Genomic DNA, 17,219 nt, shown 5'->3' with positions numbered 1-17,219 from the left:
CGGCACGCCATGGCGAGGTTTGTGGGTCTTCCCTGCCATGGTTCCTGCCCGGCTACTGCTGGGCCGGATCCAGCGGGAGGGGCGTTATGGGCTGGTCATTGGCGGCCAGGTCGATGCCGAAGTCCTTGGCGAAGACAAGCCGCGTGGACTTATAGACCCGTGGGTGGCTTTCGTCGAGTTCAAAGACGCGTGCACCGCGAAGCCGGTTCCGTTCAGCGCCGGGCAGTCCGTAGGCACCGAATCCCGTGCCGGGCGCATATCCAAGCTCAACGCCGTAGTAGTTGCCCACATAGGTGTTGACGTGGTCGTGGCCCACAAAGTACCCGAGCACGTCTCCGCGCTCCAGGAAGGCATTGAAGAGCCCGGAGTTGAACGGCCCCGGGCACTCGTCCTCGTTCCGCTCGCCGATGAGGCTGTGCTTGGCGACCGCGCGGTCATGGTCCGCCACGGTTCTCGAGTCGAGGCTGGCGAACCACATGTTGCGGTGCTCGTGCAGGGCGATGTGGCCCCACATGAGTGACGGAATTTTTGCTCCGTACTTCTGCTCGGTGGCGATGGACTGGTTCCGGTACCAGGCCACCTGGTCCATGCGCACCCAGTCCCAGTCGGGGTAGCCCGCGAAGTCCTGGCCATTGATGCTCTCCGGGGCGTACCGGCCGGTATCGATGAGCCAAAGGCCGAAGGCCGGAGCCTTGGTCCGCGAGGACTGGACCAGCAGCTGCGAGTTGGACGTGCCGGTCAGTCCCGGGACGGAGTCGGCATTCATGTTGTGCCCGTAGCTCTGCAGGAACTGGAGCATCTTCGCTTCAGTCATGCCTGTCCGCTGTACCGAGTCTTCGTCGTGGTTGCCGAAGGTCACGGCCCAGGGGATCTGCCGGGTCTCCATGGGCCGGACCACATGGTTGAGCGCCTGCTTGACCTCAAGTTCCGTGTCGCAGCCTCCATTGATGACGTCTCCGTTGATCACCACGAAATCCGGCTTTTCGGCATCGAGCGTACGGTCCATGAGTTCGATGGTGCGGCGGTCCGTCTGCTCATCGTCCTGGGTGTCGTTGAACTGCACGATCTTGAATGTGCCGTCCGCGCGGAAGGCCAGCGTGGGCTTGGGTGCCTTCGTGTCCGTCCCGGCCTTGCTGGCGGCGGCAGCTGACACGGTTATCCCAAGTGCACCCAAAGCTCCTGCGGTTGCCAGCGCCGCCCGCCTGCTGATGGTGGACTGGTGGCTGGGGGTGGACTCCATGATTTGCCTCTCTTCGCGGTTACGGCCTTTGGTTCAGGCCCTCGATTCCGCTCAGACGATAGGAGAGAAAAGCATCCCGCACCGGAACACCCGGTGAACGAAACACCTACAGCAAGTCCTGCCTGCCCTGGGCCGGAGTCCACCCCAGGGCAGGGCCCAGCTTGCCGGCGATGTCGGTGAGGATCTGGACGTAATCGTCGTGGTCGAAGCTGAAGGGCAGCGCGAATGCCACCTCGTCGACTTCCTGGAATCCTGCGTGTGCGTGCAGCTGCCCGGCGATTTCATCGCTGGTGCCGATCAGATCCGGGGCGAACAACATGCCCTTTGGCCCCTGCGGCGCCCGTGTGCGGGGCGTGCGTTCATCGACGTAGCGCTGGTACTTCTCCCTTTGGTCCGGGGACGCTGAATCGGTCGGGATCACAACCAGCCCCTGCGAGACGCGGGCCGGTGCATGCAGTTGGGACGCGGCGGCGGCTTTGCGGAAGGCGCGGATCTGCGCCTGCTGAATATGGGCGAAGTCCGGTTCCTGGTTGGCTTCGGGAAAGACCACGCTGCTGGAGAGCAGATTGAAACCGTTCGCCCCGGCCCAGACGGCCGACTTGCTGCTGGCAGCCCCGTACCAGAGGCGGTCCCGGAGCCCGGGGGAGTGCGGTTCGACGCGGGAGGAGTATTCCTCGACCACGCCTTGTCTCCCGGAAAAGTCCCGCACCGGTTCGCCTGCGATCAGACGGGCAAGCCGCTCCACACGGGGGTAGCCGAAATCCTCCGACTCCGAGGAATCCGGGTACAACTCGTGCTTCACGGTGTCGTAATGCATGGGTTCCCCCACGCTCAGCCCCGGGTTGATGCGTCCCCCGGCGAGCAGATCCACGGTGGCAAGGTCCTCGGCCAGGCGCAGCGGGTTTTCCCAGCCGAGTGGGGTGACAGCGGTTCCAAGCTCGATCCGCGAGGTGCGCTGGCTGGCGGCGGACATCATCGCGATAGGAGAGGAGATTCCGAACTGCAGATGGCGGTGGCGCAGCCAGGCGCTGTCGAACCCAAGCCGCTCACCCAGTTCGATGACCTGCAAAGTCGATTCATGGCCCGAGGCGGGATCCGCCGGATCGAAGAGGCCAATGGTGAGAAATCCAAGCTTGCGTAAGGGGCGTGAGGAGTCGGGCATGGGCTTCCTTCGGAATCGGGACGGCTGATCCCCAGAATATGCGCCCGGACCCCACATTCGATTCCGAAGTCAGCGCCGACAACCTCCTGGTGCACGCCGGCAAAGACGGATAAGGCGATTCAGGGGCACAAAAGTAGCGCCACGGGCGTATTCCGTGGCGCTGGGTTGCCCATGAATGGCTTGACTTTATTAGCTGCTCGGCTGCATTCGTGTGCGCTCGGAAATGTGCTCCACCAGTTCGCCCACACGGTCCTCCGAGTAGTTGCGTGCGATGTCGCCCTGGCTGATGATGCCAACCAGCTTGTGGTCAGCGATGACCGGGAGCCGCCGGACCTGGTACCTCTCCATCATTTCGATGGCCGCGTCAACGTTCACGTCGGCGTCGATCCAGTACGGCTTGCCCGTGGCGAGGTCGCGGGCCATCATTTCCCGGGGATCGCGGCCTGCGGCCACGCACTTAAGCACGATGTCCCGGTCAGTGATCATGCCCTTCAACTTGCCGTCGTCACCACAGATCGGTAACGATCCGCAGTCCAGGTCCAGCATCATCCGTGCTGCATCGGCGAGGGACTGGTTCTCCTTTATGCACTGTGCATCCGTAGTCATGAATTCACGTACAGCACTCATTGGTCCTCCTTCATCGATTGGGGTGTCGACGCAAGAGTCACCGGGCAGATGCGCCGATGGTGCCAGCCTACGCCGGGGCCGGTGCGGTGTCGACGGCGGTTCGGAACCTTCAGGGATGAGTGCGTGGCTGGCCCCCCGCTGCACCCCTGCCGGCCAGAACTGTGTACTTCAGGGCATTGCCGCGGGCGAGTTCGACTGGGTATTTCTGTTCGTTCAGGTCGATTTTGGCCCGGAGCGCAGCTTCGAGGTCGACGTCCAGCACGTCGGCGAGCCGCAGGAGGTAACCGAAGACGTCGGCCATCTCATGCTCCACCGCAGTCCTGTTGGGCGGCTCATTGAACCATTCGCCCAGCTGCTCTTCCCGGAGCCACTGAAATAGCGACAGCAGTTCGCCTGCCTCGCCGCTCAGGGCCATGGTCAGGTTCTTGGGGCTGTGGAACTGCTCCCAATCGCGGTCCTGCGCGAAGTCCCGCAACTGGGCCGTCAAAGACTCGATACTCATGGAGCCAGCCTAAGGCGCGAACATGACGCCGCAGACACCACGATGAGGAAGCACATGACGAGCGTACAAGTGAAAGTACTCCGCTCACTGGAGACCCTTTCCTTCGCTGACCTGGTACTCAAGCCAACGGCCATTAACGGCACCGAGCCAAAGGATGCAACCGATAGCACCTTGACGGTCAACGCCAGCAAAGTGGACCTCGGATTCTGGGAATGCTCGCCGGGCAGCTTTAAGACCGCCCGCGACGGTGTGAATGAGGTCATCCTAGTGCTTGAGGGCAAAGGGACCCTCGTCTCCGACACCGGCGAACGCGTGGACCACGAAGCCGGCGACATGGTGCTGATCCCGAACGGCTGGAGCGGCATCTGGGAGATTCACGAGCACTTCAGGAAGCAGTACATCACCATCGCCGTCTAGCAGGCGCCTAGTCGGGCCTCCCGACGACGACGTGTGACGGGCTGTGCGTGACGTACCCAGTGAGCCAGGAGGAAAGGGCCCGGATTTTCTGCTGGGTGCCGGGGAGCAGCGCAAGGTGAACCCCAAGCCAGGAGAGGAACGCCAGCGGTCCTTGGAGCTGGATGCGTTTGCGGCCGAGTTCGGCGACTGCTGCCCCTCGGCCGACCATGGCCATGTAGCCCTTGTCCCAGTAGGCGAAGGGCTGCCGCGTGCCGCCGGTCAGGTCAGCGTGGATGTTGCGGGCCGCCCATTTCCCGGACTGCTCGGCGACTGAGCCGAGCTGGGGCAGTTTGGCGCCGGTGGCGTCCGTAATGTTGGCCGAGTCGCCCAGGACATAGACGCCCTCGGCGCCGGGCGCAGTCAGGTCCGGCAGCACGTCGATGCGTCCGCCTTTCCCCTGCGGCAGGCCGGATTCGGCAATGACTTTTCCGGCCTTCAGGCCGCCTGCCCACACGACGATCTGCGCAGGAATGGTGGTCCCGTCCGCCAGGGTCACGCCGTCGGCCCGCACCTCTGTGACACCCTGGCCCATGTGCAGCTGAACGCCGAGCTTTATCAGCCGGTCACGGGTGTACGCCTGCGACTTGGCAGAGAAGGGCATGAGCACGTTCGGCACCATGTCCACAAGATGGACTCGGCACCGAGCTGCCAGCGCGGGCGAAAAGTACTTTGGAACTAGGTACTTGATGTTCTCCGAGAGGGCACCGGCTGTCTCGACCCCGGTGGGGCCGCCGCCTACCACGACCACGTCTGCCCGGCCGGAGTTCGCACGGTCCGCGTGGTCCAGGGCCGTCGTGAGGGCAGTGCTGAGGCGGGTGGCGTCGGCCACTGAGTACAGCGGGTAGGCATGTTCTTCGGCGCCGGGAGTGTCGAAGAAGTTCGGTACCGCACCCGCCGCAATGACCAGGATCTTCGCCTGGTAGCGGGAGCCGTCGACGGTGGTGACGGTGCGGGTGGCGGAGTCGATCGCCGTCACCTCCGCGGTGAGGACCCGGACAGTTTTGGTGCCGCGGAACACCGACCGCAGCGGCCGGGCCACAGCGGACACGCCGATCTGCGAAGCGGCGACCTGGTAGAGGAGGGGCTGGAACTGGTGGTAGTTGTTCGCGTCGATGAGGAGCACCCGGACGCCTTTGCGCCCGAGCTGCTCGGCTGCTGTCATGCCGGCGAACCCGCCGCCGACCACGATCACCTGATATGTATCGTCCATTCGTGCAACATACCCTGCCAGGCAACGGCGCAACAGGGCAGGATTCCGGTTCTGGACCATCCATCCTTAAGGGTTCCTCCGCCGTGCCCGTGCGGCGAGCTCGTGGGCCCCGTAGCTGTTGTCCTCGGGGTTGACGGTCACGCCGGGTGCCGTGATCCTGTCGATGCGGTCCAGGACGTCGGCGGACAGGGTGATGCCGGCCGCCGGGAGGTAGGACTCCAGCTGGTCCATGGTCCGGGGCCCGACGATCGCGGAAGTGACGCCCGGATGGTTGATGACAAAGGAGATCGCCAGCTCGATGAGGCTCAGTCCCGCCTCCTCGGCCAGCCGGGCGAGTTCCTCGACGATGTCGAGCTTGCGCTGGTTGGCCGGGCTGGACATGTCGAAGCGGGCGCTGGGGCGGGCCGACGATGTCGGTGCGGACGCGGAGTCTTTCCGCCAGCGCCCGGACAGCCAGCCGCCGCCGAGCGGGCTGTAGGTCAATGTGCCCATGCCGTGGCGCTGCACCGTGGGGAGGATGTCCTCCTCGATGCCTCGCACCAGGACCGAGTACGGCGGCTGCTCGGTGACGAACCGTTCCAGATTGCGTTCCCGGGACGCCCACTGGGCTTCCACGATTTGCGATCCGGAGTACGACGACGAGCCGAGGTACCGCACTTTGCCCTGGCGGACGAGGTCGGTCAGGGCGCCGAGGGTCTCCTCGACGTCGGTGTCCGGGCTGGGGCGGTGGACCTGGTAGAGGTCGATGTAGTCTGTGTTCAGGCGGCGGAGGGAGTTTTCCACCTCGCGAATGATCCAGCGGCGGGATCCGCCGCGCTGGTTGGGATCGTCCTCGCTCATGGGCATGAAGAACTTCGTGGCGAGGAAGACGTCGTCGCGGCGCCCGGCCAGCGCGTCCCCGACGATCTCCTCGGACACTCCTCCTGAGTAGACGTCGGCCGTGTCGATGAAGTTGATGCCGGCGTCGAGGGCGCGGTGGATGATGCGGGTGCTGTCGGCTCGGTCGTCGTTGCCCCAGGGGCCGAACATCATCGCGCCGAGGCATAAGGGACTGACTTGCACGCCGGTGCGGCCAAGGGGACGGTATTCCATCTGGCTTCTTCTCTCTGATCAGGCTTCTGGGATGACCATGGCGAAGCGCTCCTCGCGGGCTTCGTCCGGATCGGGTCCGTTGCGGACGCCGGCGTCGAGGGCATCGATGGCGGCGAGCTCCTGTGTGCTGAGCTCGAAGTCGAAGACGTCGAAGTTTTCGGCGATGCGTGCCGGGTTGGTCGATTTGGGGATGGCTGCGCGGCCCTGCTGCAGGTGCCAGCGCAGCATGACCTGGGCGGCGGTCTTGCCGTGTGCGTTTCCGATGGCGGCGATCGCAGGGTCTTCCATCACGTTCCGGCGGTCCTCGCCCCAGCCGGGGTAGAAGGTGATGCCGCCGATCGGTGACCAGGCCTGGGTGAGGATGCCGTTTACGGCGTCGGCAGACTGGACATCCGGTTGGGTGAAGTACGGGTGCAGTTCGATCTGGTTCACTGCCGGGACCACATCGGTCGCGGCGAGCAGCTGCTCGAGGTGGTGCGGCATGAAGTTGCTGACGCCGATTGCCCGGACCCGCCCGTCGCTGAGGAGGGTCTCCAGCGCCTTGTAGGCGGCGATGGTCTTGTTGAACCGGTCCGGGGCGGGCTGGTGCAGGATGAGTAGGTCAAGGTAGTCGACGCCGAGCTTGGCCGCTGCCTTTTCCCAGGCGTGCAGCGTTTGGTCGTAGCCATAGTCGCTGACCCAGACTTTGGTTTCGATGAACACCTCCCGACGGTCGGCGCCGGAGCGCCGGATCCCTTCGCCGACCTCCCGTTCATTGCCGTACGCGGCCGCCGTGTCGATGAGCCGGTAGCCGGCCGCGAGCGCGGCCTCGACTGCCGCCGTCGTATCCTCCGGCGGACTCTGGAAGACACCGAGTCCAAGGGCGGGCATCGTGACGCCGTTGTTGAGTTTGAGTTCCGGTTTCATGTTTTCAATGCAACCGTGATCTGCGCGCGGCCGGGAGTTCCTGCTGTTCCAAGTAATGCCAGTGCCTCCCGCGAGTAACGACTGCCGCGTAGCGTTGGCCCCATGACACACAGCGACGACGTGCGGAAGTTCCTGAGCTCCCGCCGTGCCCGGATCACGCCCGAGCAGGCCGGCCTGCCCGCCTACGGCGGCAACCGACGCGTCGCGGGCCTGCGCCGCGAGGAAGTTGCGCTGCTCGCCGGGATGAGCATCGACTACTACATACGTCTGGAGCGCGGAAACCTCTCCGGCGCGTCGGACAGCGTCATTGAGGCACTCGCCCGGGCGTTGAAGCTCGACGACGCCGAAACGGCTCACCTTTTCGACCTCGCCCGTGCCGCCACCGCATCTCCCCGTGTGCGGCGCAGGAGCAGCCCGCAGACAGTCCGGCCCAGCCTGCAGCGCGTTCTCGACGCGATCACCACGGCCCCTGCCTGGGTCCGCAACGACCGCGGGGACGTCCTGGCCTCCAACGAGCTCGGAAGCGCTCTTTACATGGACCTGATGGCCGAGCAGGTCACCCCGCCGAACAGCGCGCGGTTCACCTTCCTGAACCCGAAGGCACGGGAATTCTTTGCCGACTGGGAACGGAGTGCGGATGACATCGTCGCTGTCCTGAGGTCCACCGCCGGGAAAAACCCCTACGACAAGGACCTCACAGACCTGATCGGTGAGCTCTCCACACGCAGCGAGGAGTTCCGCACCCGCTGGGCCAGGCACGACGTGAAGTACCACCGCACCGGCCGCAAACGGCTCCACCACCCGGTCGTCGGGGACCTGGACCTGAGCTTCGAAGCGCTCGAGCTCCCCGCTGATCCCGGGCTGCGGATCAACGTGTACACGGCCGAGCCCGCGACCCCGTCCGAGGATGCGCTGAAAGTCCTGGCCAGCTGGGCCGCCACCCAACGGGCCGCGGCAGAAGTGCCCGTCGAGGAGAAGAAATAAACAGCGCACCTCCACAATGCTGATCGTCGGCGCCGCCGGACCGTGACCTTCGACTCTTATCCGCCCGGACAGGAATAACAGTGTCCCCAAGTAGCTTTCACCAGACGGGCCCCGACCACCGGTTGCCCGTGAAAGGACACTTTTTGCCCACCGCTTTCATCCCGTTCACCATGTGCGCCACAGCCGGCGACGACCGTTCGCGCTCCTTCCGCACCGACTTGGAACGCCTCACCTCCAGCCACCGCAGTTGGGCGCCGTTGGACGTTGTGAAGTCCACCAACACCAAGGCGCTTCTCCGTGGAGCCATCCCGCAAAGCGATCACACCGCCACAGACGCGAGTCTTGCCCGCTACCTCCAGGACCGCCTTGTGGCCGACGTCGACATCCACCTGGATCTTGTGGTCAGCATCCAGCGCTAACTGAATCTCGGAAAAGCCCCGGACCGTGCGTCCGGGGCTTTTGTGTGGACACTCAGGAGCAGGTGCGCACCAGGGGCCGCCTCAGGCGTACGTCAGGCTTACCAGCAGAGCCTTGAGCTGGGCGTACTGGTCTGTGGCCATCCACGCCCTGGCTGCGCCCGCGTTCAGGAAACCCGGTTCGGTGAAAAGAACACGGGTGCTCAAGCCGCCGTTGCCTGTTGGCACGAGATTGCACCATGATGCGACGTCCCCGCCTTCCTCGAGTGACCGGTGATCGGTCAGCCCCATTATGTAGGCAGTTCCATTACCGTTCCCGTAGCTTTCCGCGGCGAACCCGAAAACAGGCACCGTGCCATCCGATGCGGTCATTCCCGGAACGGTTGCCTGGTCGAGTACACGACGCGACACGGGACCGCCGGTACAACCAGCGGTGAATCCATTGCCCACGGACAGCAGATCGTTGCCGGCATTGTCAGCGACGATCGCTTCAACACCGGGAACGCCGGCAGGGGGGAGCACGGTCCGCACCGTCCACGTCGCCGGATAGGCGAACGAGATGAGTCCGTCGGGAAATGTGAAGGTCTTCAGTTCCGGATCTGCATGCTTCTTCGACGAGGCTGCCACCACTGATACGGGCACCTTGTCGGCGGCAGGGTTGGTTCCTGTATGCGACCCGCATCCGCCAAGCACGAGGCTGGCGGCAATACCTGCCGTGACGACGGCCGTAAAGAAGCCGCTGCGCTGTGCATTCATTTTCTGTACCCCCGGTTTCTGTGACGGCGGGCTGAACTGCCCGCTCGACAACTAGGTTTCCGGGACTCCGCCAGGGGTTACCGTCAGAGGAACGAAATTCGCCCGCTGCGCGGGGCAGGACGCCCGTAAGGTAAGCAGGGTGACGAATAGAATCAGCCCGTACGACGCATGGCAGCGCCTGCTTGAAGGCAATGAACGCTTCGTCACGGGGGATTCGAAGCACCCGAACCAGAACGCCTCCCGGCGCAGCGAACTGGTGCACGCCCAAAATCCGTTCGCCGTCATTTTTGGCTGCGCGGACTCCCGTCTGGCTGCGGAGATCATTTTCGATGTCGGCCTTGGCGACGTCTTCGTCGTGCGGACGGCCGGGCATGTCATCGATGACGCCGTTCTCGGCTCACTCGAATACGCCGTCTCGGTGCTCCACGTACCGCTGATCGTCGTCCTCGGACACGACAACTGCGGTGCTGTCACCGCCGCAAAGGAAGCGGTGGAAACCGCAGAGGTGCCGCATGGCCACATCCGCGACCTGGTGGAACGGATCACACCATCGGTGCTGAGCGCGCTGCGTGAGCACAAAACCGACATCAACGACATGGTGGTCGAGCACGCCAAGCAGACGGTGCGCCGGCTGCTGGACAGTTCACGGACCATCTACGATGCCGTGGACAACTACTCCGCCGCGGTCGTCGGCGTCGCATACCGGCTCGATGAAGGCCGGGCGCAGCTCGTATCTACGTCGGGCGTCCTCTAAAAGCCTGCGAGTCTCACTTACGCAGATATCCGGTCCTTTGCGGTTTGCGGGGCCAGACATATGTTCCTCGGGGTCTGATTCCCGCCAGGGCAACTTTTCCGCCAGCGGCCTGACGTGGACAAGCCAGTTGTGCTTTAGTAAAGCCATGGCTGCTCCCATTGAGGACTACGCGCTGCTGTCGGATCTGCAAACCGGGCCTCTGATCTCGAGGAATGGGAGCATTGACTGGCTTTGCTTCCCGCGGTTCGATTCGCCGTCGCTGTTCAGTTCCCTGCTTGGAGTCGAGAGCCACGGCCGCTGGCTCCTGGCTCCCCGCCAAGCCGAAGCAGCCGTCGTGGAGCGGCACTACGTCGACTCAACATTTGTGTTGGAAACGGTCTGGAAGACGCCCACGGGACTTGCCCAGGTCACGGACTTCATGCCGGTGGGGCACACCGGTTCGTCGATTCTGCGCCGGGTCACCGGACTGGAGGGGCGGGTCGAGATGTGTCAGGAACTCATCATCCGCCCGCGGTACGGCACGGTGGTGCCCTGGTCCAGGCGAGTCCAGGACGGCGCAGCACCCGGCGGCATGGTGCTTTTGGCCATGGCCGGCCCGGATGCCGTTGCGCTGCGGGCGCCGCACCTGCCTGAGGCCCACGCGCATGGGCACTCCGGCGAATTCGACGTAGCGGAGGGCGAGGTTGTCGACTTTGAACTGACGTGGTTTCCTTCACACCGGCCTGTCCCTCCGGCGGTGGACGTCGACGCCGCACTTGAACAGTCCATCGATTACTGGACACGGTGGGGAAGCCACTGCCGCTCCGACGGTCCCTACGGGGGCGCGGTGAAGCGTTCCCTGCTGGTCCTGCGGGCGCTGACGAATTACGAGACCGGCGGCATCGTTGCCGCGCCCACCACCTCCTTGCCGGAGGAGTTCGGGGGACCGCGGAACTGGGACTACCGCTTCTGCTGGTTACGTGACGCTGCCTTGACCCTGGAGTCCATGCTGACCCACGGCTATGAAACCGAAGCCCTCCAGTGGCGTAACTGGCTGCTTCGTGCCCTCGCCGGCGAGCCGGAGGATCTGCAGATCATGTATGGCATCGGGGGCGAACGTGACTTGCCGGAGAGCGTCCTGGACCATCTGCCCGGTTACCAGGACTCACGGCCCGTGCGCATCGGTAACGCTGCGGTCGCCCAGTTCCAGGCCGACGTCGTAGGCGAAGTGATGGTCGCCCTTGAAAGACTCCGTCTGGCTGGCGGCAAGGAAGACCACTTCTCCTGGGCACTGCAGCAAATCCTGCTCGGCTACGTTGAGAAGCACATCGAGGACAAAGACTTTGGCCTGTGGGAAATGCGGGGCGACCCGCAGTTCTTTACACACTCACGGGTGATGATGTGGGCTGCCTTCGACTGCGGAATACGCGCAGTCCGGAACCATGGGCTGGAAGGACCTGCAGATCACTGGGAGCAGCTTCGCGAGAGGCTACGGGCCGAAATTCTTCGCGAAGGATTCGATCCGGAGCTCAATTCCTTCACTCAGACCTACGGCGGAGGCCAGACGGATGCGGCCCTGCTCGTCATGCCCCAGATCGGGTTTCTTCCCTACGACGACAACCGCATGCTGGGGACGGTTGCGCGGCTGGAGGAGGAACTCCTCACCGACGACGGTCTGTTGTTGCGGTACCGCACCGAGACCGGCGTCGACGGGCTGGACCCGGGGGAGCACCCCTTCCTTGCGTGTTCCTTTTGGCTGGTAGAGCAGTACGCCCGCACGGGCCGCAAGTTCGAGGCGAGGAACCTCATGGACAAGCTGGTGGGCTTCTCCAATGAACTTGGCCTGCTCAGCGAAGAGTACGCCACGAAGGAAGACCGGATGGCCGGCAATTTCCCGCAGGCGTTCTCGCACCTGGCGCTGGTCCGGGCAGCGGACGCCATGCACGGCGTGGACCTCCTGAGCCTGGCAACCGAAGCCAAAATCTGACTCAGCGCTCTTCTTGGAGAACCCCCGTCTGGCGGCCGGGAAAAGCGACCAGCCCAAAAGGGTAGTTAAAACCATCCAGAATAGGTGTTTTATCTGCCTGTCGACCCACGAATGATGGAGTCAGGCCCACCCCTCGGGGAGGGGTGAACCAGGACTTCGCCGTTGCCGACACGGTGAGTACAGCAGAAAGGCAGACCCAATGAGCAAAACCTTCCAGCCCACCGCTCTCTTCCAGGGGAAACTCGACGAAGCCCCGCTCGGACCTCCCCTGGCAGAGGTGCTGGGCGACGAGATTCAGACGCGAATCGCCGTACCCTTCACTAGCGACGACTCCCGCATCCTCTCCGGAGTCTGGGAAGCCGAACCGGGCCTCTCCCGGTGGGAGTTCCTGGAGCGCGGTGAAGTCATCCACGTCCTTGAAGGACGCATGGTTGTTACCGAGGACGGCGGGCAACCGGTCACTCTGGAAGCCGGAACTGCGGGCTTCTTCCCCATCGGCTGGCAGGGAACCTGGGAGATCCAGGAACGGATCCGCAAGTTCTTTGTGATCTTCAATTCCTAACAGCTGCCGGTGAAGGCCCGGCGCGCATACCTGGCCTGACAGGCTGAAATCGTGAGCGGGCTCCCCATCGGGGCAGTGGTTACCGGATCTTCCGTGTCTCTCAACCGGGGGGACTAAGCGAGGCATACGGACATTCGGTAGCCACTGCCACCCTGGGGAGCCCGCTCTATTTGTTTTGCCGTCAATCGTGCCCATCGATCAGCTGGTGGCCGGCGCAGGGCGGGTGGCGTAGGCGGCGCTGGCCCGCTCCGCGGAGGACGTGGCAGGGCGGATGGCGGGCCGGTCCCGGGCCGCCTCCCGGCAGGCGAGCAGCACTTTCCGGTTCTGGATGCCCGGCGCGGTGGGGAACATCCGGACGTTGGATGCAGCTTCATGCAGGGCCAGCCCGGGCAGGACGGCCACCCCGGCGCCGGTTTCCACGAAGCGCAGCTGGACGGCGAGGTCCTCGGTGGAGCAGATGATCCTGGGGTCGAAGCCGGCCTTCCGGCATTCATTGATGACCCAGGTCCACGGGGCGGAATGATGCTTTGCCGGTGATCGAGGGAATCAGCGGTGGAAGCGTCCGTCGCCAGCCACAGCGGGTCGTCGAAGAGCTCGGTGAAGCTGATCCCCGGCGTCGATTGCACAGGAATGCCGGGATACGACTCGGTGATGACGAGGTCGTATCCGGCGGACTGCAGTGCGGGCAGTGTCTTCTCGGGCTCGCCCTGATGGAACTCGATGGTCAGTTGGGGATGCCGGTCCCGGAGGTCCTTGATCATCTGGGGGACCAAGGTCATGGCGGCCGACTGGAAGGCGGCGATTTCGAGGCCCAGAGGGCACGGCATACTGCCCATGAGGCACCAAGGATCTCCAGCGTGGTTCCGGACCTGGCAGAGATCACCGTTGACCTTCGCAACCCCGATAACGCACTGATGGCAGAGGCGGAAGCCGATCTGGAGGCTTTCCTGGCCGGGCTTCCGCAGGCGCAGCCCGGCCTGCGCGTTGAAACGAAAAGGATGGCCAAAACCAATGCCGTTCCCTTCAGCGAGGAGATCCAGTCGGCCATCGCGTCCGCAGCCGGGGAACTGGGACACGAAAACCATGAGGCTCATGTCCGGGGCCGGGCATGATGCCCAGGAAATGGCTGCCATCACGCTAACAGCCATGGTCTTCATCCGCGGCCAGTACGACGGGATTAGCCACAACCCCCGCGAATACTCGACTCCCGACGATTGCGCGGCAGGCATCAACGTCCTCGCCAGGACTGTACTGGAGCTCACCGCGTAGGAGCCGTGCCGGGCTGGCCGACCCGGTCAGTGCAGAATGGCGCTGATCTCAGCCCGGACCAGCCGCTCGGCCAGTTCGCCCAGGTCCAGGTTCAGGACGGCCTTGAGGGCGCGGGCCATGGTGGGGGCGGCGGCGAGGAATTCGGCGAGGCCGGGATCGGATTCCAGGTCCCGGCCAAGCTTCTCCCTGACGTCATCGGCGGTCCAGTGGCTGTCGGTATGCTGACTGGTGAGTACAGTCCTGGTGTTCATGGCCCTGCCCTTCCTTCGTCCCATGCATTGGCTTTGCCATTACCGACTTTGCCGCCGCGGGCTCAAGAATCGGTCAGGCAACAGTCCAGATTTGGACAGGTTTCGCCCAAGTTTTGATAAAGGACGTGGCGCCGGTCACCCGGGAGGCGGGACTAATTCGGCGGCCGGCGCAGTTATGCACAAAGGGCTGGGGGCTGGAACTTGGGGGCAGGCCGGGCTGCGCCGTACGCGCCGCACTTGAATGACGACGGGAATGAGATTAAATGACGACGACGGCTGCCGAAGGAGTCGGATTCCGTTCCCGGCGGGGACCCATCCTCATCGCCCTGATGCTCTCGACGGGCCTCGTGGCGATCGATTCGACCATCGTTGCGACGGCGGTACCTTCGATCGTCGATGACGTTGGCGGATTCACGTCGTTTCCGTGGCTTTTCTCGGCTTATCTGCTGGCGCAGGCCGTCTCGGTGCCCGTCTACGCGAAACTCTCGGACGTCGTCGGCCGCAAGCCGATCATCCTCACCGGTATCGGCCTGTTCCTGCTCGCTTCGATCCTGTGCGGCGTGGCCTGGAGCATGCCCGCCCTGATCGCGTTCCGCGTGCTGCAGGGCCTTGGCGCCGGAGCTGTCCAGCCGGTGGCGATCACCATCGCCGGGGATATCTACTCGCTGGCCGAGCGGGCCAAGGTGCAGGGCTACCTTGCCAGCGTGTGGGCGGTCTCCTCTGTTGTTGGACCGACGCTCGGGGGTGTGTTCTCCTCGCTGGGCATCTGGCGCGGGATCTTCCTCGTGAACATTCCCCTCTGCCTCCTGGCAGGCTGGATGCTGGTCCGGACGTTCCACGAGAACGTCGAGCGCGCGAAGCACCGGGTGGACTATCTGGGGGCGGCCCTGCTGACAGTCTCGCTCAGCCTGCTCATCCTTGGGGCCCTCGAGGGTGGGCAGGCATGGGCCTGGAACTCTCCGGCCAGCATCGCTGTCTTTGCCGTCGGGGCGCTCCTGTTCGCTGTTTTCGTGCTCGTCGAGCGGAAGGCCGCGGAGCCGGTCCTGCCGCCGTGGGTCGTGTCCCGGCGGCTGCTCGCGACGACGGCGATGATCTCCTTCGGCGTCGGCGCCGTCATGCTTGGCCTCACCTCATATGTCCCCACGTTCCTCGAAGGAGCCCTCAGGACCTCGCCGATTCTGGCCGGGCTCGCCTTGGCGGCATTGACCATCGGCTGGCCGATCAGCGCGTCCCAGGCCGGCCGGTTCTATCTGCGCATCGGGTTCCGGAGGACCGCCCTGATCGGTGTCACGGTCACGGTCATCGGGACAGCCGTTCTGGCCCTGACTGCCCCGGCACCCAACATTCTGGTGGCAGCGGCAGGCTGCTTCGTCGTCGGACTTGGCCTGGGGCTGGTGGCGACCCCGAGCCTCATCGCCGCCCAGTCAAGCGTCGAATGGAATGAGCGCGGCGTGGTCACCGGAACCAATCTCTTTGCGCGCTCGATCGGCAGCTCCATCGGCGTCGCCGTATTCGGTGCGGTGGCCAATGCGATCTACGCCGGTGCCCCCGGCGGCATCACCGATCCGCAGACCATCGTGTCGGCGTCGACCGCTGTGTTCATCGCCGTTCTGGTCACCGCAGTACTCACCGTGATTGCCGTAGTCGCGATGCCCGCGGCGAGCAGCAAGAGCACCACTCCCGGCGCGGCCGCCAAGGCCGGCGCGGCGGCCGCGCAGGACTAAGGCCGGACTCGGCCCGCGGTCGCCGCCAGCCGCTGCCTCTTCGGCCGAACAGCCTGAACCGGCTGCGGACGGGTGACGGCCAGGATCATCCCGACTCCGGCGAGGGAAGAGATCATCGCTGAGCCGCCGTAGGAGATGAACGGCAGGGGCACGCCAATGACCGGAAGCAGGCCAGTGACCATGGCGATGTTCACGACGGCCTGGCCGATGATCCACGTGATCACGCTGGAGGAGACAATGCGGGCAAACGTGTCCTGGGTCCGGGCAATGACCTTGAACACTGCGATGCCGAGGACCGTAAACAGCACGAGCACCAGGAGGGTTCCGGCCAGGCCGAGTTCCTCGCCGAGGATCGTGAAGATGAAGTCATTGTGGGCTTCGGGGATCCAGTTCCATTTTTGCCGGCTTTGCCCCAGGCCGACGCCGAACCAGCCGCCGGAGGCCAGGGCGTACTGGCCGTGCAGCGCCTGGTAGCCGACTCCCTCGGAATCGTCGGCCGCACCTGCTCCGAGCCAGGACGAGATTCGGGACACGCGGTTGCCGCTGGTGGCGGCCAGGACGAGGGCCAGCGCCACGCCGGCGGTGCCCGCAACACCGAAGACCTTCATCCGCACGCCGCCGTAAAACATGGTGGCGGCGAGGATCATCATGATGATCATGGCGGTGCCCAGGTCATGGCCGAAGGCGACGAGCCCGATGATGATGGCGCCGGTCGGCAGCAGCAACGGGACGATGGCATGCTTCGACTGGTGCAGGAGTGCCTGCTTGCGGGACAGGACGGCCGCCGCCCAGACGATGAGGGCGAGCTTGGCGAACTCGGAAGGCTGGACCGTGAAACCGCCGAAGCCCAGCCAGTTCCGGTTGCCGTTCACGGTCATGCCCAGGGGTGTGAACACCAGGCCGAGGGCTACGACGGCGGCCCCTAGGAGCGGCCACGCGAGCCAGCGGATGTGCCGGGTCCGGAGGCGTGCCAGCCCGAACATGATGGCTATCCCGGCTGCCGTCCACATGGCCTGCTTCAGGGGAAGGTCGTACGGGTTTTTCCCTGCCGCCACGGACTCCACTGACGACGCGGACGCCACTTCGATGAGGCCGAGGGCTGCCAGGACCAGCACGACTGCCAGGATGACCGGCCGGGTGCGGTCCCCGGACTCATCACCGAGCCAGCGCCCGATGCGGAGCAGGATGTCGCCGCGACCCGTCACCGTGCCCGACGGAAGTTTTACGGTCATTTGGCCATCACTTGTTTCCTTCCCACGGGTCCGGCCCTGCTCCGGGCCATTCCGGGAAGGAGAAACCCACCGGGGAGAAATCATACGTCCTGTCAGGCGGGATGCCGTGC

The 17,219-nt window shown here is 64.7% G+C and carries 19 protein-coding genes and 1 pseudogene; 8 read left to right on the top strand and 12 right to left on the bottom strand.

The genetic code is table 11. The features are described 5' to 3' along the window. Positions 1–52: 52 nt before the first annotated feature. The 4 genes from R5O87_RS03335 to R5O87_RS03320 form a co-directional block, all read right to left on the bottom strand. On the bottom strand, positions 53–1,240 hold the full coding sequence (locus R5O87_RS03335; RefSeq protein ID WP_410557571.1) for a metallophosphoesterase family protein: 1,188 nt from the start codon (positions 1,238–1,240) through the stop codon (positions 53–55). Positions 1,241–1,346: 106 nt separating this feature from the next. After that, on the bottom strand, positions 1,347–2,402 hold the full coding sequence (locus tag R5O87_RS03330; RefSeq protein WP_410557570.1) for an LLM class flavin-dependent oxidoreductase: 1,056 nt from the start codon (positions 2,400–2,402) through the stop codon (positions 1,347–1,349). 189 nt (positions 2,403–2,591) lie between these two features. Beyond that, entirely contained in the window at positions 2,592–3,029 is a 438-nt protein-coding gene (locus R5O87_RS03325; protein WP_410557568.1) for a CBS domain-containing protein, read from the bottom strand. Positions 3,030–3,138: 109 nt separating this feature from the next. Continuing rightward, positions 3,139–3,531: a nucleotide pyrophosphohydrolase gene (locus R5O87_RS03320; protein WP_410557567.1), complete on the bottom strand. Its 393-nt coding sequence runs from the start codon at positions 3,529–3,531 to the stop codon at positions 3,139–3,141. 54 nt (positions 3,532–3,585) lie between these two features. On the opposite strand from R5O87_RS03320, the gene R5O87_RS03315 reads away from it, so the two are divergent. Then, on the top strand, positions 3,586–3,948 hold the full coding sequence (locus tag R5O87_RS03315) for a cupin domain-containing protein (RefSeq protein ID WP_410557566.1): 363 nt from the start codon (positions 3,586–3,588) through the stop codon (positions 3,946–3,948). Positions 3,949–3,955: 7 nt separating this feature from the next. Here R5O87_RS03315 and R5O87_RS03310 read toward each other — a convergent pair whose 3' ends face one another. The 3 genes from R5O87_RS03310 to R5O87_RS03300 all read right to left on the bottom strand — a co-directional run bounded on the left by R5O87_RS03310 (position 3,956) and on the right by R5O87_RS03300 (position 7,195). After that, positions 3,956–5,197: an NAD(P)/FAD-dependent oxidoreductase gene (locus R5O87_RS03310; RefSeq protein WP_410557565.1), complete on the bottom strand. Its 1,242-nt coding sequence runs from the start codon at positions 5,195–5,197 to the stop codon at positions 3,956–3,958. Positions 5,198–5,263: 66 nt separating this feature from the next. Continuing rightward, positions 5,264–6,289: an aldo/keto reductase gene (locus tag R5O87_RS03305; RefSeq protein WP_410557564.1), complete on the bottom strand. Its 1,026-nt coding sequence runs from the start codon at positions 6,287–6,289 to the stop codon at positions 5,264–5,266. A gap of 18 nt (positions 6,290–6,307) precedes the next feature. Further along, entirely contained in the window at positions 6,308–7,195 is an 888-nt protein-coding gene (locus tag R5O87_RS03300; protein ID WP_410557563.1) for an aldo/keto reductase, read from the bottom strand. A 102-nt stretch (positions 7,196–7,297) separates the two neighbouring features. Here R5O87_RS03300 and R5O87_RS03295 point away from each other — a divergent pair, with 102 nt between their 5' ends. Both R5O87_RS03295 and R5O87_RS03290 read left to right on the top strand, forming a co-directional pair. Continuing rightward, complete coding sequence (locus R5O87_RS03295; protein WP_410557562.1) at positions 7,298–8,179, top strand: helix-turn-helix transcriptional regulator; 882 nt, start codon at positions 7,298–7,300, stop codon at positions 8,177–8,179. Positions 8,180–8,322: 143 nt separating this feature from the next. Continuing rightward, on the top strand, positions 8,323–8,598 hold the full coding sequence (locus R5O87_RS03290; RefSeq protein WP_410557561.1) for a hypothetical protein: 276 nt from the start codon (positions 8,323–8,325) through the stop codon (positions 8,596–8,598). Between the two features lie 81 nt (positions 8,599–8,679). Here the strand turns inward: R5O87_RS03290 and R5O87_RS03285 are convergent, their stop codons facing one another. Continuing rightward, positions 8,680–9,351: a hypothetical protein gene (locus tag R5O87_RS03285; RefSeq protein WP_410557560.1), complete on the bottom strand. Its 672-nt coding sequence runs from the start codon at positions 9,349–9,351 to the stop codon at positions 8,680–8,682. Positions 9,352–9,490: 139 nt separating this feature from the next. Here R5O87_RS03285 and R5O87_RS03280 point away from each other — a divergent pair, with 139 nt between their 5' ends. From R5O87_RS03280 to R5O87_RS03270, 3 genes are all read left to right on the top strand, one after another. Beyond that, positions 9,491–10,105: a carbonic anhydrase gene (locus tag R5O87_RS03280; protein ID WP_410557559.1), complete on the top strand. Its 615-nt coding sequence runs from the start codon at positions 9,491–9,493 to the stop codon at positions 10,103–10,105. Positions 10,106–10,250: 145 nt separating this feature from the next. After that, the gene (locus tag R5O87_RS03275) at positions 10,251–12,071 is read left to right on the top strand and encodes a glycoside hydrolase family 15 protein (RefSeq protein WP_410557558.1); all 1,821 of its coding nucleotides are present in this window, start codon (positions 10,251–10,253) and stop codon (positions 12,069–12,071) included. A 199-nt stretch (positions 12,072–12,270) separates the two neighbouring features. Continuing rightward, positions 12,271–12,633 (top strand): cupin domain-containing protein, encoded by a 363-nt coding sequence (locus R5O87_RS03270; protein ID WP_410557556.1) that lies wholly within the window; start codon positions 12,271–12,273, stop codon positions 12,631–12,633. Between the two features lie 198 nt (positions 12,634–12,831). Here R5O87_RS03270 and R5O87_RS03265 read toward each other — a convergent pair whose 3' ends face one another. Further along, positions 12,832–13,131: a LysR substrate-binding domain-containing protein gene (locus tag R5O87_RS03265; RefSeq protein ID WP_462836433.1), complete on the bottom strand. Its 300-nt coding sequence runs from the start codon at positions 13,129–13,131 to the stop codon at positions 12,832–12,834. A gap of 119 nt (positions 13,132–13,250) precedes the next feature. Beyond that, positions 13,251–13,394 (bottom strand): annotated as a pseudogene (locus R5O87_RS03260) (hypothetical protein); the annotation flags it as partial. 361 nt (positions 13,395–13,755) lie between these two features. On the opposite strand from R5O87_RS03260, the gene R5O87_RS03255 reads away from it, so the two are divergent. Next, on the top strand, positions 13,756–13,902 hold the full coding sequence (locus R5O87_RS03255; RefSeq protein WP_410557636.1) for a hypothetical protein: 147 nt from the start codon (positions 13,756–13,758) through the stop codon (positions 13,900–13,902). Positions 13,903–13,928: 26 nt separating this feature from the next. Here R5O87_RS03255 and R5O87_RS03250 read toward each other — a convergent pair whose 3' ends face one another. Beyond that, complete coding sequence (locus R5O87_RS03250) at positions 13,929–14,153, bottom strand: hypothetical protein (RefSeq protein ID WP_410557555.1); 225 nt, start codon at positions 14,151–14,153, stop codon at positions 13,929–13,931. Between the two features lie 263 nt (positions 14,154–14,416). Between R5O87_RS03250 and R5O87_RS03245 the strand changes: the two genes are divergently transcribed. Continuing rightward, positions 14,417–15,877, top strand: a complete 1,461-nt coding sequence (locus R5O87_RS03245; protein WP_410557554.1) for an MFS transporter — start codon at positions 14,417–14,419, stop codon at positions 15,875–15,877. Here the strand turns inward: R5O87_RS03245 and ftsW are convergent. Beyond that, a complete protein-coding gene (gene ftsW / locus R5O87_RS03240) occupies positions 15,874–17,109 on the bottom strand; it encodes a putative lipid II flippase FtsW (RefSeq protein ID WP_410557553.1) in 1,236 nt (411 codons plus the stop codon). The two genes, R5O87_RS03245 and ftsW, sit on opposite strands and share 4 nt — an antisense overlap. Positions 17,110–17,219 lie beyond the last annotated feature (110 nt).

It is taken from the genome of Arthrobacter globiformis, from assembly GCF_046536215.2.
Lineage (GTDB): Bacteria > Actinomycetota > Actinomycetes > Actinomycetales > Micrococcaceae > Arthrobacter > Arthrobacter globiformis_E.
Note: the sequence above shows the minus strand (reverse complement) of the source record. Positions and strands in the feature narration are given on the sequence as shown.

Coding starts and splice junctions, on each gene's coding strand:
- R5O87_RS03335 (WP_410557571.1), bottom strand. CDS start 1,240: ATGGAGTCCACCCCCAGCCACCAGTCCACCATCAGCAGGCGGGCGGCG.
- R5O87_RS03275 (WP_410557558.1), top strand. CDS start 10,251: ATGGCTGCTCCCATTGAGGACTACGCGCTGCTGTCGGATCTGCAAACC.
- R5O87_RS03330 (WP_410557570.1), bottom strand. CDS start 2,402: ATGCCCGACTCCTCACGCCCCTTACGCAAGCTTGGATTTCTCACCATT.
- R5O87_RS03255 (WP_410557636.1), top strand. CDS start 13,756: ATGGCTGCCATCACGCTAACAGCCATGGTCTTCATCCGCGGCCAGTAC.
- R5O87_RS03285 (WP_410557560.1), bottom strand. CDS start 9,351: ATGAATGCACAGCGCAGCGGCTTCTTTACGGCCGTCGTCACGGCAGGT.
- R5O87_RS03295 (WP_410557562.1), top strand. CDS start 7,298: ATGACACACAGCGACGACGTGCGGAAGTTCCTGAGCTCCCGCCGTGCC.
- R5O87_RS03310 (WP_410557565.1), bottom strand. CDS start 5,197: ATGGACGATACATATCAGGTGATCGTGGTCGGCGGCGGGTTCGCCGGC.
- R5O87_RS03305 (WP_410557564.1), bottom strand. CDS start 6,289: ATGGAATACCGTCCCCTTGGCCGCACCGGCGTGCAAGTCAGTCCCTTA.
- ftsW (WP_410557553.1), bottom strand. CDS start 17,109: ATGACCGTAAAACTTCCGTCGGGCACGGTGACGGGTCGCGGCGACATC.
- R5O87_RS03245 (WP_410557554.1), top strand. CDS start 14,417: ATGACGACGACGGCTGCCGAAGGAGTCGGATTCCGTTCCCGGCGGGGA.
- R5O87_RS03315 (WP_410557566.1), top strand. CDS start 3,586: ATGACGAGCGTACAAGTGAAAGTACTCCGCTCACTGGAGACCCTTTCC.
- R5O87_RS03300 (WP_410557563.1), bottom strand. CDS start 7,195: ATGAAACCGGAACTCAAACTCAACAACGGCGTCACGATGCCCGCCCTT.
- R5O87_RS03250 (WP_410557555.1), bottom strand. CDS start 14,153: ATGAACACCAGGACTGTACTCACCAGTCAGCATACCGACAGCCACTGG.
- R5O87_RS03320 (WP_410557567.1), bottom strand. CDS start 3,531: ATGAGTATCGAGTCTTTGACGGCCCAGTTGCGGGACTTCGCGCAGGAC.
- R5O87_RS03325 (WP_410557568.1), bottom strand. CDS start 3,029: ATGAGTGCTGTACGTGAATTCATGACTACGGATGCACAGTGCATAAAG.
- R5O87_RS03270 (WP_410557556.1), top strand. CDS start 12,271: ATGAGCAAAACCTTCCAGCCCACCGCTCTCTTCCAGGGGAAACTCGAC.